Annotated in this window: 11 protein-coding genes; 4 read left to right on the top strand and 7 right to left on the bottom strand. The window is 67.2% G+C overall.

Going from position 1 to position 14,560, the window contains the following annotated elements; genetic code table 11:
• Positions 1-7 precede the first annotated feature (7 nt).
• The 3 genes from ceoB to DIE08_RS28915 are packed head-to-tail and all read right to left on the bottom strand — an operon-like array spanning position 8 to position 5,364.
• Complete coding sequence (gene ceoB / locus DIE08_RS28925; RefSeq protein ID WP_124624247.1) at positions 8-3,208, bottom strand: multidrug efflux RND transporter permease subunit CeoB; 3,201 nt, start codon at positions 3,206-3,208, stop codon at positions 8-10.
• A 46-nt stretch (positions 3,209-3,254) separates the two neighbouring features.
• A complete protein-coding gene (gene ceoA / locus DIE08_RS28920) occupies positions 3,255-4,472 on the bottom strand; it encodes a multidrug efflux RND transporter periplasmic adaptor subunit CeoA (RefSeq protein WP_059528484.1) in 1,218 nt (405 codons plus the stop codon).
• Positions 4,473-4,503: 31 nt separating this feature from the next.
• Positions 4,504-5,364 (bottom strand): alpha/beta hydrolase, encoded by an 861-nt coding sequence (locus DIE08_RS28915; protein WP_059599086.1) that lies wholly within the window; start codon positions 5,362-5,364, stop codon positions 4,504-4,506.
• A gap of 173 nt (positions 5,365-5,537) precedes the next feature.
• Here DIE08_RS28915 and ceoR point away from each other — a divergent pair, with 173 nt between their 5' ends.
• Complete coding sequence (gene ceoR / locus DIE08_RS28910) at positions 5,538-6,542, top strand: putative multidrug efflux transcriptional regulator CeoR (RefSeq protein ID WP_124624250.1); 1,005 nt, start codon at positions 5,538-5,540, stop codon at positions 6,540-6,542.
• Between the two features lie 417 nt (positions 6,543-6,959).
• Entirely contained in the window at positions 6,960-7,256 is a 297-nt protein-coding gene (locus DIE08_RS28905) for a DUF4148 domain-containing protein (RefSeq protein ID WP_124904983.1), read from the top strand.
• Positions 7,257-7,484: 228 nt separating this feature from the next.
• Here DIE08_RS28905 and DIE08_RS28900 read toward each other — a convergent pair whose 3' ends face one another.
• From DIE08_RS28900 to selD, 3 genes are all read right to left on the bottom strand, one after another.
• The gene (locus DIE08_RS28900; RefSeq protein WP_124904981.1) at positions 7,485-8,564 is read right to left on the bottom strand and encodes a purine nucleoside permease; all 1,080 of its coding nucleotides are present in this window, start codon (positions 8,562-8,564) and stop codon (positions 7,485-7,487) included.
• A gap of 235 nt (positions 8,565-8,799) precedes the next feature.
• A complete protein-coding gene (locus DIE08_RS28895) occupies positions 8,800-9,396 on the bottom strand; it encodes a LysE family translocator (RefSeq protein ID WP_124904979.1) in 597 nt (198 codons plus the stop codon).
• Between the two features lie 70 nt (positions 9,397-9,466).
• Entirely contained in the window at positions 9,467-10,531 is a 1,065-nt protein-coding gene (selD, locus tag DIE08_RS28890; protein ID WP_082729556.1) for a selenide, water dikinase SelD, read from the bottom strand.
• Between the two features lie 114 nt (positions 10,532-10,645).
• Here selD and DIE08_RS28885 point away from each other — a divergent pair, with 114 nt between their 5' ends.
• Complete coding sequence (locus DIE08_RS28885) at positions 10,646-11,482, top strand: DMT family transporter (RefSeq protein WP_124904977.1); 837 nt, start codon at positions 10,646-10,648, stop codon at positions 11,480-11,482.
• A gap of 96 nt (positions 11,483-11,578) precedes the next feature.
• On the opposite strand, the gene DIE08_RS28880 is transcribed toward DIE08_RS28885, so the two are convergent.
• On the bottom strand, positions 11,579-13,087 hold the full coding sequence (locus DIE08_RS28880) for a PLP-dependent aminotransferase family protein (protein WP_124624265.1): 1,509 nt from the start codon (positions 13,085-13,087) through the stop codon (positions 11,579-11,581).
• A 126-nt stretch (positions 13,088-13,213) separates the two neighbouring features.
• Here DIE08_RS28880 and DIE08_RS28875 point away from each other — a divergent pair, with 126 nt between their 5' ends.
• The gene (locus tag DIE08_RS28875; RefSeq protein WP_124624267.1) at positions 13,214-14,497 is read left to right on the top strand and encodes a 4-aminobutyrate--2-oxoglutarate transaminase; all 1,284 of its coding nucleotides are present in this window, start codon (positions 13,214-13,216) and stop codon (positions 14,495-14,497) included.
• Positions 14,498-14,560 lie beyond the last annotated feature (63 nt).

Below are 14,560 nucleotides of genomic sequence, written 5' to 3'. Positions count from 1 at the left end.
GTTTTCCTCAAGCATCCGATGCCGGCACGCCCGGGGCCGTCACGCCGTAACCGGCCGAGTCCTTGCCCGCGACGTGGATCTTGCCGCCCGCGAGCGTGCGCAGCACGACGTAGAACACCGGCGTCAGCATCAGCCCGAACAGCGTCACGCCGAGCATCCCGAAGAACACCGCGACACCCATCGCATGCCGCATCTCGGAGCCCGCGCCCGTCGACATGACGAGCGGCACGACGCCCATGATGAACGCGATCGACGTCATCAGGATCGGGCGCAGCCGCAGCCGGCTGGCCTCGATCGCGGCCTCGAGCGGCGTCCTGCCGTCATGCTCCAGTTCGCGTGCGAATTCGACGATCAGGATCGCGTTCTTCGCCGACAACCCCACCAGCACCATCAAGCCGATCTGCGTGAAGATGTTGTTGTCGCCCTGCGTGAGCCACACGCCCGTCAGCGCCGACAGAATGCTCATCGGCACGATCAGGATCACCGCGAGCGGCAGCGTCAGGCTTTCATACAGTGCGGCGAGCACGAGGAACACGAGCAGCACGCTGATCGGGAACACATACATCGCCGAATCGCCGGCAAGAATCTGCTGGTACGTGAGGTCGGTCCACTCGAACCGCACGCCACGCGGCAGCGTTTCATGCGCGATGCGCTCGATCGCGGCCTGCGCCTGACCCGACGAGAAGCCCGGCGCCGGGCCGCCGTTGATGTCGGCCGCCGTGTAGCCGTTGTAGCGCACGACCATTTCCGGGCCGAACGTCGGCGTCACCGTGACGAGCGACGACAGCGGCACCATCTCGCCACGGTCGTTACGCGTCTTCAACTGCAGGATATCGTCCGCGCGCTGGCGGAACGGCGCATCGGCCTGCACGCGCACCTGGTACACACGCCCGAAGCGGTTGAAGTCGTTCACGTACAGCGAGCCGAGATACACCTGCATCGTGTTGAACACGTCGGTGACCGGCACGCCGAGCTGCTTCGCCTTCACGCGGTCGAGATCGACGTTGAGCTGCGGCACGTTGATCTGGTAGCTCGTGAACAACGGGCCGAGTTCAGGCGCCTGCTGCGCGCGCTTGATGAAGTCGTTGGTCGCATCCGACAGCTTCGCGTAGCCGACCGCGCCGCGATCCTCGATCTGCATCTTGAACCCGCCGAGCGTACCGAGGCCCAGCACCGGCGGCGGCGGGAACACCGCGACGAACGAGTCCTTGATCGCACCGTACTGCTGGTTCAGCGCACCGGCGATCGCACCGGCCGACAGCGCCTTGCCGTGCCGCTCCGAGAACGGCTTGAGCGTGACGAACACGATGCCCGCGCTCGAACTGTTGGTGAAGCCGTTCACCGACAGCCCCGGGAACGCGACCGCGCTCTCGACGCCCGGCTGCTTCAGCGCGATCGAGCCCATGTCGCGGATCACCTTCTCGGTGCGATCGAGCGACGCGCCGTTCGGCAGCTGCGCGAACGCGATCAGGTATTCCTTGTCCTGCGCGGGCACGAAGCCGCCCGGCACGATCTTCGACACGAGCACGGTCGCGCCCACCAGCACGAGGTACACGCCGAGCATCAGCGTCTTGCGCGACAGCACGCCGCGCACGCCGCGGCCGTAGTTCTCCGCGCCGCGATGGAACACCTTGTTGAAGCGCTTGAAGAAACCGCCGAGCACGCGGTTCATCACGCGCGTGAGCCAGTCCTCCTTGTCGCCATGGCCCTTCAGCAGGATCGCGGACAGCGCCGGCGACAGCGTCAGCGAGTTGAACGCCGAGATCACCGTCGAGATCGCGATCGTCATCGCGAACTGCTTGTAGAACTGGCCGGTCAGGCCCGACATGAACGCGAGCGGCACGAACACGGCGACGAGCGTCAGCGCGATCGCGATGATCGGCCCGCTCACTTCCTGCATCGCCTTGTAGGTCGCCTGCCGCGCGTTCATCCCGCTTTCGATGTTGCGCTCGACGTTCTCGACGACCACGATCGCATCGTCGACCACGATACCGATCGCGAGCACCATCCCGAACAGCGACAGCGCGTTGATCGAATAACCGAAACCGAGCAGCAGCGAGAACGTGCCGATGATCGACACCGGCACCGCGATCAGCGGAATGAGCGATGCGCGCCAGGTCTGCAGGAACACGATCACGACGAGCACGACCAGCGCGATCGCTTCGAGCAGCGTGTGCACCACGGCCTTGATCGACGAGCGCACGAACTGCGTCGGGTCATAGACGATCTTGTAGTCGACGCCGGCCGGCATGTCCTGCTTCAGCTCGGCCATCGTCTTGCGCACTTCGTCGGAGATCTGCAGCGAGTTCGCGCCCGGCGACTGGTTGATCGCCATCGCGACGGCCGGCTTGTTGTCGAGCAGCGAGCGAAGCCCGTACTCGGACGCATCCAGTTCGATGCGTGCAATATCGCGCAGGTGCGTGACGCCGCCGTCCGGCGTCGTCTTCACGACGATGTCGCCGAACTCGTCTTCCGTCTGCAGACGGCCGCGCGCGTTCACCGACAGCTGCAGCGGCGTGCCGGGCAGCGACGGCGACGCGCCGATCACGCCGGCCGCGACCTGCACGTTCTGCTCGCGGATCGCCTGCACGACGTCCTCGGCGGACAGCCCGCGCTGCGCGACCTTCTGCGGATCGAGCCACACGCGCATCGCGTAGTCGCCCGAGCCCCACAGCTGCACCTGACCGACGCCCTGGATCCGCGACAGGCGATCCTTCACGTTGATCAGCGCGTAGTTGCGCAGGTAGGTCATGTCGTAGCGGTTGTCCGGCGAGATCAGGTGGACCACCATCGTCAGCGTCGGCGAGCTCTTCACCGTCGTGATGCCGAGCCGCTGCACGTCTTCCGGCAGGCGCGGCAGCGCCTGGTTCACGCGGTTCTGCACGAGCTGCGTGGCCTTGTCCGGATCGGTGCCCAGCTTGAACGTGACGGTGATCGTCATGTTGCCGTCGCTGTTCGCCTGCGACTGCATGTAGAGCATGTCCTCGACGCCGTTGATCTGCTCCTCGAGCGGCGACGCGACCGTCTCGGCGATCACTTTCGGGTTGGCGCCGGGGTACTGCGCCTTCACGATCACGGAAGGCGGCACGACTTCCGGATATTCCGAAATCGGCAGCAGGAACATCGCGATCACCCCGCCGAGCAGGATGATCACCGATAGGACTCCTGCAAAGATCGGCCGGTCGATAAAGAATTTGGAAATGTTCATGTGTGGCTCTGTCTGGTTGAACGCGGAAACCGTAGCGGCGGGCCGCTTACGATTCCGCCTTCGCCGGTGCGGCCGGCTTCGCGTTATCCGCGAGCGGCGCGGACGGTGCATCGCCGCCCGTCATCGGGACCATGTGCGGTTTCACCTGCTCGCCCGGCCGCACGCGCTGCGTACCGTTCACGATCACGCGGTCGCCGGCGGACAGGCCGCTCACGATCACGCGCCGGTTGCCGTGCTGCAGGCCCTGCTGCACTTCGCGATACGACACGCGGCCCTGCTGGTCGACGACGAACACGAACTTCTTGTCCTGGTCGGTGTTGATCGCCGCGTCGTCGACGAGCAGTGCCTGGTGCGGCGCGCTGCCGCCCACCTTCACGCGTGCGTAGAGGCCCGGGACGAGCGCGCCGTCCGCGTTGTCGAAACGCGCGCGCACGCGGATCGTGCCGGACGACGTGTCGAGCCGGTTGTCGACCGAGTCGATCTCGCCGCTGCGCGAGTAGCCGGTTTCATTCGCGAGGCCGAGCTCGACCGGCACCTTGCGGCCGTTACGCGCGCCGTTGATGTATTGCAGGTAGGTCTGCTCGTCCGCGTCGAACGATGCGTAGATCGGCGACACCGACACCAGCGTCGTCAGCGGCGCGGCCGATGCACCGGCCGACACGACGTTGCCGAGCGTGATTTCCGCGCGCGACACGCGGCCCGACACAGGTGCGGTGATGCGCGTATAGCCAAGGTTGATGCGCGCCGTTTCCAGCGCGGCTTCGGCGGCCTTCAGGTTCGCACTCGCCTCGCGCGCAGCGTTCTGCTTCTCGTCGTAGTCGCGCTTCGCGATCGCGTTGTCGCCGATCAGCCGCTGCGCGCGCTGCCAGTCGCTCTGCGCGTAGCCGTTGCGGGCCTGCGCGGCGGCGAGCTGCGCGGCCGCGCGGTCGGTTTCGGCCTGATACGGGCGCGGGTCGATCACGAACAGCACGTCGCCCTTCTTCACGAGCGCGCCGTCCTTGAAGTTCACCGCGACGATCGTGCCCGACACCTGCGGGCGCACGTCGACTTTCTCGACCGCCTCGAGGCGGCCCGAATAGCTTTGCCAATCAGTGACGGTCTGCGGCACGACGGTCGCGACGTCGACTTCCGGCAGCGGCGCCGCCGCTTTCTCGGGTGCGTTCGCGTTCACGCGCATCGCGCCGAACGTGCCGAGGCCGACGACGGCGAGCGTCACGATCGCCGCTGTCGCGATTCGGGAACGGGAGGTGCGTAGGATGGCCATGTGGATCTCCAATAAGCGTGGATTGGTGTGGTTATTCGGAACGATTCGGCTGGCGCGCCTGGAAGCGGCACTGGAAGAAGCGCACTGCTTCCTCGAGCGCGGCTTCGTGCATCGCGAGCGCCGCGTGCGTGACGTCCGGGTAGCGGATCACCTGCGTGAGCACGCCCGATGAAATCAGGCAGCCCGCATATTTCTCCGCTTCGACGTGCAGCACGTCGTTCTGCGCGGTGACGACGAGCGTGGGCGGCAGGCCCGCAAGGCGCACCGATTCGAGCGGTGCCGCGTACGGGTGCATGCGCTGCGCCGCCTGCGGCAGATAGGCGCGATAACAGGCCGCGCATTCGCGCGCGGTGATGTCCGACGAAAGGCGTTCGGCGTCGCCGATGCGCGTCATGCTCGGGTCGAGCATCGGCCCGAACAGCGCCTGCGCGGCGATCGACACTTCACCGCGATCGCGCGCGATGAACGCGAGACAGTTCGCGAGCTGGCCGCCCGCGTCGTGCCCCGCGACGCCGATCTTCTTCGGATTGCCGCCGAACGCACGGGCGCGCGTCGCGGCCCATACGGCGGCGCGATACGCATCCTCCGGCGCGGCCGGAAAAGGAAAGGCCGGCGCGAGCGAATAATCGACCGACACTACGAGAGCTGGTAAGCGTTCTGCTAAAAAGCGCGCGGCGAAGTCGGCGTCGTCGAGCGTGCCGCGCACGAAACCGCCGCCGTGGAAATAAAGCACTACTGGCAGCCCGGTCTTGTCCGGGCGGCGGTAGAGGCGCAGAACGATGTCCTGCGCGTAGCCGGGGATTTCCACCTCAGCGACCGTCAATGCCGCGCCGGCTCTGGCTTCGGCAGGCAATGCGGCTTTCAGGAATTTGCTGAATTCAGAAGCGTCCATGACGATGCAGCATCCATTTCGAGATGGAACGAATTCTGGGTCCGGCAGACATCGGGATAAATGCCTATAATCCGGCAACACAATTCAACACCCCCGAACAATCCCAGGCTGCTCCGCCTACAAAGCGGCGCAGCCTTGTTGTTCCGGCGGCAAATTAGATTGCGGAGGTTGTGATGGACCGGCTTCAGGCCATGCAGGTGTTTACGCGCGTCGTCGATACGAGCAGCTTCACCAAGGCAGCAGAAACGCTCAGCCTGCCGCGGGCGTCCGTCACGACGATCATCCAGAATCTCGAAGCATTCCTCGGCGTGCGCCTGATGCACCGGACCACGCGCCGGCTGTCGCTGACGCCTGACGGCGCCGCATACTACGAACGCTGCGTGCGGATCCTCGCCGACGTCGAGGAAACCGAAGCAAGCTTCCAGAACAACAACCGGAAGCCGCACGGAAAGTTGCGTATCGACATGCCGGGCTCGATCGGGCGGCTGCTCGTGATCCCGTCGTTGTGCGAATTCCACACGCGCTATCCGGACATCGACCTGCAGCTCGGCCTGTCCGACCGGCCAGTCGACCTGCTGCAGGAAGGCGTCGACTGCGTGATCCGCGTCGGTGCGCTGCAGGACTCGTCGCTCGTCGCGCGCCGCGTCGGCCTGTTCGAATGCGTGTCGGTGGCGTCGCCCGCGTATCTCGAGAAGCACGGCGAGCCGCAAGCGATCGAGGACCTGAGCGACCACAGGGCCGTCAACTACTTCTCGAGCCGCACGGGCCGCACGATCGACTGGACCTTCCTCACGGACGGCAAGGAAGTCGAGGTCAAGATGAACTCGATCGTGTCGGTCAACGACGCCGATGCATACGTGACCTGCGGGCTCGAAGGCTTCGGCCTGATCCAGCCGCCGTTGTTCATGGTGCTGCCGCACCTACGCGACGGCCGGCTCAAGGAAGTGCTGCCCGGCCTGAAACCGCTGCCGATGCCGATCTCGGTCGTGTATCCGCACAGCCGGCACCTGTCGCCGAAGGTGCGCGTGTTCGTCGACTGGATCGCCGAAGTGTTCGACCGCTGCCCGCTGCTGAGCGGCAAGGGCAGCCTCGACGCGACGTGCAGCAAACGCACGTTCGAGGAAGCCGAGCGTGCACCGGCGCTCGACACGCCGGTCATCAACGAGTGGGTCGCGTAATCGCCTGAACCGCGGCGCGCGGGCTGTCCGGCCCGCGCGCCGTCCCGCCTTCGTGCCGCTTCGGCGTCACCTTCGTGCCACCTTCCTCGCCGCGCACCTCGCCTTTTCCGAATCCGCATCACACCTTTGCGCCGCGTGCGGCAATCGTCCGCGCACGTCATCGCGCGAGCGGCGGCATACCGCCGCGAGGCCCGCTGCAGGCGGCTTCGGGCGATTTCGGCATCGCCCTGACGACATTGCGAATCACGATTGTTCCTCGAACACGACAAATCAATTCGCGTCTGCCGCATTTATCGCGTCCGAACAGATACCTAGAGTAAACCCTGTCGCGCACCTCGATGCGCATCGAACAGCCCCGTTTGACGGGGCCGGAGCGAGCGCTCAGGCGCCAACTCCGACCAACACAGGAGTTACGTCATGAACCGCCGCCATCTTCTCTCCGCCGTTGCCCTCGCACTCGCCGTGTCCGCACCGGCCTTCGCCGATACGAACACCCCGCACGCCGGCGACTACGGCAACACGTCGTGGTACACGCAGCACGACAACGGCCCGCGCACGCGCGCAGAAGTCAGCGCCGAAGTCGTGCAGGCTCGCCGCGACGGCACGCTGGCCTGGCTGCGCAAGGCGAATTCGTATCCGCAAGGGCTTGAACTCGCGGAAGGCCCGTATCGCCCGATGCCGGAAAGCAACCAGCTCGCAGGCGGGGGCCGCTAAACGTCGGTCAACGTGCAACGCCGCGCAGCGGATGAGCCGCCGCGCGGCGTCGCGATACCGCCGTCGAACACTCGATTAGTCAGTTAGTTGCAGGAGTCTGTGATGAACGATCAACTTCCTTCGCCGCTCGATCATTGGGACGACACCACGCCGGTGTGGACGCCGTTCCGTTCCACGCCGCAATCGCATTGACCGTCGCGCCGACGTCCCGTCGACAGCGTCCGGCCGTCAACGGCGCGGCACACCGTCGCGCCATTCGCCCCAGTGCGTAACGATGTCCTGCACGAGCGGGTTGCCGGCGCGATACAGGTTTTCGGTCGCCGGCGCGAAGCCGCCCTGGTCCGCGTAGTTCAGCAGGTTGTCCGCGCTCGTCTGCCCCGCATACGGCCGGTCGAAATCGGAGCCTGTGCGCAGCACCGCGACGCGCGACAGGTCGACCCGCTTCACGCTCGCCGCGCGCTTGAGCGCTTCGTACGTCGCGTTGTCTTCCTGCGCGGTCATGCAGTAGGTGCCCTTGCCGTCGGTGAGGATCTTCGTCCACTGACGCGCGCGCTCGCCGATCAGCGTGCCCGAGAACCACGTATTGCCCGATGAGGTGTCGCACTGGATCACCGTCGGCGGCCGGTTCGCCGGCGCATACGTGAACTTCGCGCGCGCGGCCTGGGCCTGCGCGCTGTCGGCAAGCACGACGTTGCGCGACAGCGCATAGGCGGCGTCCGTCAGCTGCGGGTTGAGCTGGAATACTTCGGTGCGATAGTCGAGCGGCGGCTTGTCGTTCGGGCTCTTGGTATTGATGCCGAGAAAGCCGGTGTTCCAGCCGGCCGGAATCTCGCGCGCATCGAGTTCCCACTGCAGGCTGAAGTCGACCAGATATTTCGACCATGCGGCGGAACCGACCGTGCCTTGCACGGGGTCGACGCCCGCGATGCCCGACACGAGGAAGTACGTGCGGCGCAGGTCGAAGCGCTGCGAGAACGTGAGCGCCATGATCGTCGCGGAGGCGTTCGCATAGCCCATGCCGGTCGTCACCACGCACACGTCCTGCTTGTTGCAGTGAACGGCCGGATAGTCGGGCGACAGGCCGGGCACGGTGATGTCGCGCCACGGGCCGAGCCGGTCGAGCCATGCCTGGCCTTCCGGACCGAACATCGTGATGATCATGACCTTGACCGGGCGGCCCTGTGCACCGGTCTCGGCGAATGCAGCGTTGCCCGCGTCGTTGCCCTGGTTGTCCTGCGCGATCGACGGCGCGGTCGCACAGGCGGCAAGCGAGAATGCAGCGGCGGAAAGGATGGAGCGAGTCAGCATCGGCGTTCCTTGTTTCGGGGATGTTGGGTGAGAACGGCTCTCGGAGACTGCGCGAGGGAGTATAGAACGCGCGTGCGCGAGGAGGAACCCGGCTACGAAACGGGCTGCGGTGTTTGGTCACGCGGTTCTTGAGCGCGTGGTTCGAACGATATCCGACAAAAAATCAGGAATGCCATTCGATTGAGCGACGAGACATTGCCGCTACCGATCGTGACGGACGACGGCACCCGATTCGCTAAAGATAAACGCGTAGCATCCCCGCGACGCCATAACCGAGCACGACCAGCGCCGCCAGTACATGGCTCGCCACGAGCCATCGCGGCGACTTCACGATGCGCCCGATCGCGCTGCCGCCGAACGCGAACACGAGTTGTCCGACGAGACTGCCGGCAAACACGCACATGGCGCCGAGCAGCCAGTGCCGATGCGCGCCGGCCGCGGCAGTGGCATAGCCATAGAACAGCAGGATGGTCAGCGGATTCGCGAGCGTGACGAGGAACATCGACGTGAACGGGCGCGTGCCCGGCGGCGGGGTGGCGCCATCCAGCGTGCGGCGCCGATCCTTCAACGCCTGCCACAGCATGCGTGCGCCCATTGCGAGCAACACGAGCGCGCCGACGACGCGAAACAGCAGCAGGTACGACGCGAGCGTGCTCGCGAGCAACGCCCCGATCGTGAACGCGACGAGCGCATAGCAGCCGTCGGCCGACGCCACGCCGACCGCCGCGCGAACGCCGCTCGCGATGCCGGCGCGCATCCCGTGGTTCGCGATCATCAGCGCGACAGGCCCGACCGACAGCGCGATCGTCAGCCCGAACAGGAAATCGTTCATCGGTCGTCGATGCCTTCGAGGGAAGGTCTCGATTCTAGCGACCGAAAGCGATCCGCAGTGAGGAAACGCGTCAGGCGACGTCGACGCGCGCGGGGCCGTCCACCATCTCGCCGATCACCGCCGCGCGGTCGAAACCGTCGGCGCGGAAGCACGCGAGCACGTCGTCGACCGCGTCCGGCGCGCACGCGACCAGCAGGCCGCCGGACGTCTGCGGGTCGGTCAGCAGCGCCTGCGCGACCGGCGGCAGCCCGTCGGCGAGCCGCACGTCGGCGCCATACGCGGCCCAGTTGCGGCCCGATGCGCCGGTGAACACGCCGTCGGCGACGAACGCCTCGACGCCCGCCAGCCACGGCAGCGACGCGTAATGCACGCGCGCGGTGAGGTGCGCGCCGCGCGCCAGTTCGAGTGTGTGGCCGAGCAGCCCGAAGCCCGTGACGTCGGTCAGCGCATGCACGCCCGGCAGCGCGGCGAGTTCGGCGCCCGGCCGGTTCAGCTTGGTGGTCGTCGCAACCATCTGGGCGTAGCCCGCGTCGTCGAGCTGGTTCTTCTTCAGCGCGGCCGACAGCACGCCGACGCCGAGCGGCTTGCCGAGCACGAGCACGTCGCCCGCGCGCGCGGCCGCGTTGCGCTTCACGCGCGACGGATGCACGACACCGATCGCCGCGAGCCCGTAGATCGGCTCGACCGAATCGATCGAGTGGCCGCCCGCGACCGGAATACCGGCATCCGCGCACACCGATTCGCCGCCGCGCAGCACGGCTGCGATCGTCTCGTGCGGCAGCACGTTGATCGGCATCCCGACCAGCGCGAGCGCGAGAATCGGCTTGCCGCCCATCGCGTAGACGTCGGACAGCGCGTTGGTGGCCGCGATGCGGCCGAAGTCGAACGGGTCGTCGACGATCGGCATGAAGAAGTCCGTGGTCGCGACGATCGCCTGTTCGTCGTTCAGCCGGTAGACGGCTGCGTCGTCGGAGGTCTCGGTGCCGACCAGCAGGTCCGGGAACAGCGCTGGCGGCGTGGCCCGCTTCAGCAGTTCGGACAGCACGCCCGGCGCGATCTTGCAGCCGCAGCCGCCGCCGTGGGACAGGCTCGTGAGGCGCGGAACAGCGGGCGGGGTGAGGGTGGCTTCGGTCATCGTCGGCATCCGGTGAATAACAACGCTCCATTATCGACAATTCCGCGCGAGCGCGCCGGATACCCACATAATTGACGGCGCTTGCCGCTCCCCCTCCCGTCCGCACCTTCGTTCATGGATCACCTGTTCATCGGCCTCGTGCTGTGCTCCGCGTTGCTGCACGCGATCTGGAATGCCTTCCTCCACGTCAGCGAAGACCGGCTCGTCCAGCTCGGCACGATGTCGCTGCCGTATCTCGCGTTCGGCATCGCAGGCGCCGTGCTGCTGCCCGCGCCGGCGCCCGCCGCCTGGCCGTATGTCGCGGCGTCGGCGGTGCTCGAGGTCGCGTACTGCTTCACGCTGGCGCGTGCGTACCGCAACGGCGAGTTCGGGCAAATCTATCCGATCGCGCGCGGGATCTCGCCGCTGCTCGTGTCGGTGCTGGCGCTCACGATGCTGCACGAGCGGCCGACGCCGTTCGGCTTCGCGGGCATCTCGCTCGTGTCGTTCGGCATCATGTCGCTCGCGCTGCGGCGCGGCTTCCGGTTCTCCGGCGAAGGCGTGCCGTACGCGCTGCTCACGGGCGTGTTCATCGCCGCGTATTCGATCTGCGACGGGATCGGCTCGCGCGTGTCCGGCAGCGCGCTCGGCTACATCGCATGGGTGTACCTGCTGTGGAGCGTGCCGCAGCTCGTGCTCGTCTGCGTGCTGCGCGGCGGCCCGCGCGCGGTGCTCGGCTCGCGCACCGCGCTCACGCAGGGCGCGATCGCCGGCACGATCTCGCTCGCCGCGTATGCGATCGTGATCCTCGCGTACCGGCACCTGCCGGTCGCGACGGTGTCGGCGCTGCGCGAGACGAGCTCGATCTTCGCGGTCGCGATCGGCTGGTTCGTGATGCGCGAGCGGCCAGGCGCGCAGCGGCTCGCCGCGTGCGTGCTGGTGGTCGCGGGCGCGGCGTTGATTCGGCTTTGACGTGCGGAAACGACGGGCCGGTACGGCGGAGACACTCATTGGCCAATCTGCCGACGCCCCGCCCCGCAACACGCGCATGCCGCCGTCCCGTTCTCGTCAGACCGTCGCGACGACCTGGTCGAACGCCCGCTCGTCGATCGCCTCGGCCAGCGTCGCGAACGCCGTCGCGATCTCGTCCTCCGGCACGCACGCATAACCGAGCAGCAAGCCCGATGCCGCACGTTCGCGCTGCGCGTAATAACCGGACAACGGCCGCACGACGATGTTGCGTTCGAGCGCGGCCTGCGCGACCGCGCGATCGTCGACACCGTCCGGCAGCCGCGTGACGAGATGCAGTCCCGCGTCGCTGCCGAGCGCCTGAAGCGTGTCGCCGTAGCGGCGCGCGACCGCGTCGAGCAGCACCTCGCGGCGCTGCCCGTACAGCGTGCGCATCTTGCGGATATGCGACACGAAGTGCCCTTCCGCGATGAACTCCGCGAGCACCGCCTGCTGCAGCAGCTGACCTTCGCGATACAGCTCGGCGCTCGCGGTCGCGAAGCTCTCCGCGAGCGGCTCCGGCGCGACGAGATACCCGACCCGCAGCCCCGGGAACAGCGTCTTGCCGAAGCTGCCGACGTAGATCACCTGCCCGGCCGTATCGAGCCCCTGCAGCGACGCGAGCGGGCGGCTGCCGTAACGGAATTCGCTGTCGTAGTCGTCCTCGATGATCCAGCAGCCGTGCTGGCGCGCGTATTCGAGCAGCATCCGGCGCCGCGCGAGGCTCATCACCATCCCGAGCGGATACTGGTGCGACGGCGTGACGAGCATCAGCTTCGGCGGCTCGGCGAGATCGGCGGCCGACGGCGCGATCCCTTCTTCGTCGACCGGAATCGGCCGCGTGGTGAGCCCCGACACGTTCAGCACGCTGCGCACGCCCCAGTAGCACGGATCCTCGGTCCAGATCGCATCGCCCGGATCGGTCAGCAGCCGCACCGCGAGGTCGATCGACTGGTGGATCCCGGTCGTGATCACGATCTGCTCGGGCGTGCAGCGCACCGAGCGCGACGTGCGCAGGTAGTCGGCCAGCGCCTCGCGCAACAGCGCGAGCCCGCCGCCCGGCGCGTAGGTCAGCAGGTCCGGGCGTAGGCGCCGCCAATACTTGTTGTGCAGCCGCGTCCACACGCGCGCCGGAAAGCGCGACACATCGGGCACGCCCGGCATGAACGCGCCGCCCTGGCGCTTCGACACGCCCGCGCCTTCGACGAGCCGCGTGCCGCGCGAGGACAGCCGGCGCGCGGAAGAAGGCGCCACCGCCGGCCCGGCACCCGCGTCAGCCGGCGCGCCGACGATCTCGTCCGGCGCGCTGTCGGCGACGAAGGTGCCGCGCCCCGTCGCCGAGTTCACATAGCCTTCGAGCGCAAGCTGTTCGTAAACCTGCGTAACCGTGTTGCGGGCGATCCCCAGCTCGGCCGCGAGCAGCCGCGACGACGGCACGCGCGTGCCGGCCGGCAGTTCGCGCGACAGGATCGCCTGCTGCAGCAGCCGGTGCAGCTGCCGGTAGATCGGCTGTTCGCCGCCGCGCACGAGGCGCTGCGCCAGCCAGTCCGACAACACGCTTGCGCGCATGATTGGCTCCTGAATATTTATTGAAATGGCTCTGATTGCCAGAGCCAAATGTGATTATAGTCGCCTCCATGGGCTGCCAACGCGGCCGTTTTTTATCCCACCGGACAGAACATCAAGGAGATGACCGTGAAGAATGCCGACCTGCAGGCCCGCAAGAACGCCGCCACCCCGCGCGGCGTCGGCGTGATGTGCGATTTCTACGCAGCCCGCGCCGAAAACGCGGAGCTGTGGGATGTCGAAGGCCGCCGCTTCATCGATTTCGCCGCCGGCATCGCGGTGCTGAACACGGGCCACCGCCACCCGAAGATCGTCAAGGCGATCGCGGATCAGCTGAACAGCTTCACGCACACCGCTTACCAGATCGTCCCGTACGCGTCGTACGTCGAGCTGGCCGAAAAGATCAACGCGCGCGCACCGGGCGACTTCCCGAAGAAGACCGCGTTCTTCACGACCGGCGCCGAAGCCGTCGAAAACGCGATCAAGATCGCGCGCGCGGCGACCGGCCGTCCGGGCGTCATCGCGTTCTCGGGCGGCTTCCACGGCCGCACGATGATGGGCATGGCGCTGACCGGCAAGGTCGCCCCGTACAAGCTGAACTTCGGTCCGTTCCCGGGCGACGTGTTCCACGCACCGTACCCGAACGCGCTGCACGGCGTGACGACGGCCGACTCGATCAAGGCGATCGAGATGCTGTTCAAGGCCGACATCGATCCGAAGCGCGTCGCCGCGATCATCTTCGAACCGGTCCAGGGCGAAGGCGGCTTCAACCCGGCGCCGGCCGAGTTCGTGCGCGCGCTGCGCAAGATCTGTAACGAGCACGGCATCCTGCTGATCGCCGACGAAGTCCAGACGGGCTTCGCGCGTACCGGCAAGCTGTTCGCGATGCAGCACTACGACGTGCTGGCCGACCTGATCACGATGGCGAAGAGCCTCGCGGGCGGCATGCCGCTGTCGGGCGTCGTCGGCCGTGCCGACGTGATGGACGCGGCAGCCCCCGGCGGCCTCGGCGGCACGTACGCGGGCAACCCGCTGGCCGTCGCTTCGGCGCACGCGGTGCTCGAGATCATCGACGAAGAGAAGCTGTGCGAACGCGCGACGCAGCTCGGCGACGTGCTGAAGGCGAAGCTGAATTCGCTGCAGGCCGACGTGCCGCAGATCGCCGACGTGCGCGGCCCGGGCGCGATGATCGCGGTCGAGTTCCTGAAGCCGGGTTCGGGCGAGCCGGACGCGGAATTCACGAAGCGCGTGCAGGCGCGTGCGCTCGAGCGCGGGCTGCTGCTGCTCGTGTGCGGCGTGTACTCGAACGTCGTGCGCTTCCTGTTCCCGCTGACGATCCCGCAGGCCGTGTTCGACGAAGCGCTCGTGATCCTCGAGGAAGTGCTGAAGGAAACGGTCGGCGTGCCGGCCTGAGTGCCCGTCCGCTTCAACTGAACGTGCCGCCGCCGTCGTGAAGACGGCGGCGGTCATTTTCAT

Origin of the sequence: Burkholderia sp. Bp9004, from assembly GCF_003858025.1 — a bacterium.
GTDB classification, from domain to species: domain Bacteria; phylum Pseudomonadota; class Gammaproteobacteria; order Burkholderiales; family Burkholderiaceae; genus Burkholderia; species Burkholderia diffusa.
This window is presented reverse-complemented; position numbering and strand designations above follow the sequence as displayed.

What these genes read in the sequence shown, in the direction of transcription:
- ceoB (WP_124624247.1), bottom strand. Translation starts at nt 3,208, where the DNA reads ATGAACATTTCCAAATTCTTTATCGACCGGCCGATCTTTGCAGGAGTC.
- ceoA (WP_059528484.1), bottom strand. Translation starts at nt 4,472, where the DNA reads ATGGCCATCCTACGCACCTCCCGTTCCCGAATCGCGACAGCGGCGATC.
- DIE08_RS28915 (WP_059599086.1), bottom strand. Translation starts at nt 5,364, where the DNA reads ATGGACGCTTCTGAATTCAGCAAATTCCTGAAAGCCGCATTGCCTGCC.
- ceoR (WP_124624250.1), top strand. Translation starts at nt 5,538, where the DNA reads ATGGACCGGCTTCAGGCCATGCAGGTGTTTACGCGCGTCGTCGATACG.
- DIE08_RS28905 (WP_124904983.1), top strand. Translation starts at nt 6,960, where the DNA reads ATGAACCGCCGCCATCTTCTCTCCGCCGTTGCCCTCGCACTCGCCGTG.
- DIE08_RS28900 (WP_124904981.1), bottom strand. Translation starts at nt 8,564, where the DNA reads ATGCTGACTCGCTCCATCCTTTCCGCCGCTGCATTCTCGCTTGCCGCC.
- DIE08_RS28895 (WP_124904979.1), bottom strand. Translation starts at nt 9,396, where the DNA reads ATGAACGATTTCCTGTTCGGGCTGACGATCGCGCTGTCGGTCGGGCCT.
- selD (WP_082729556.1), bottom strand. Translation starts at nt 10,531, where the DNA reads ATGACCGAAGCCACCCTCACCCCGCCCGCTGTTCCGCGCCTCACGAGC.
- DIE08_RS28885 (WP_124904977.1), top strand. Translation starts at nt 10,646, where the DNA reads ATGGATCACCTGTTCATCGGCCTCGTGCTGTGCTCCGCGTTGCTGCAC.
- DIE08_RS28880 (WP_124624265.1), bottom strand. Translation starts at nt 13,087, where the DNA reads ATGCGCGCAAGCGTGTTGTCGGACTGGCTGGCGCAGCGCCTCGTGCGC.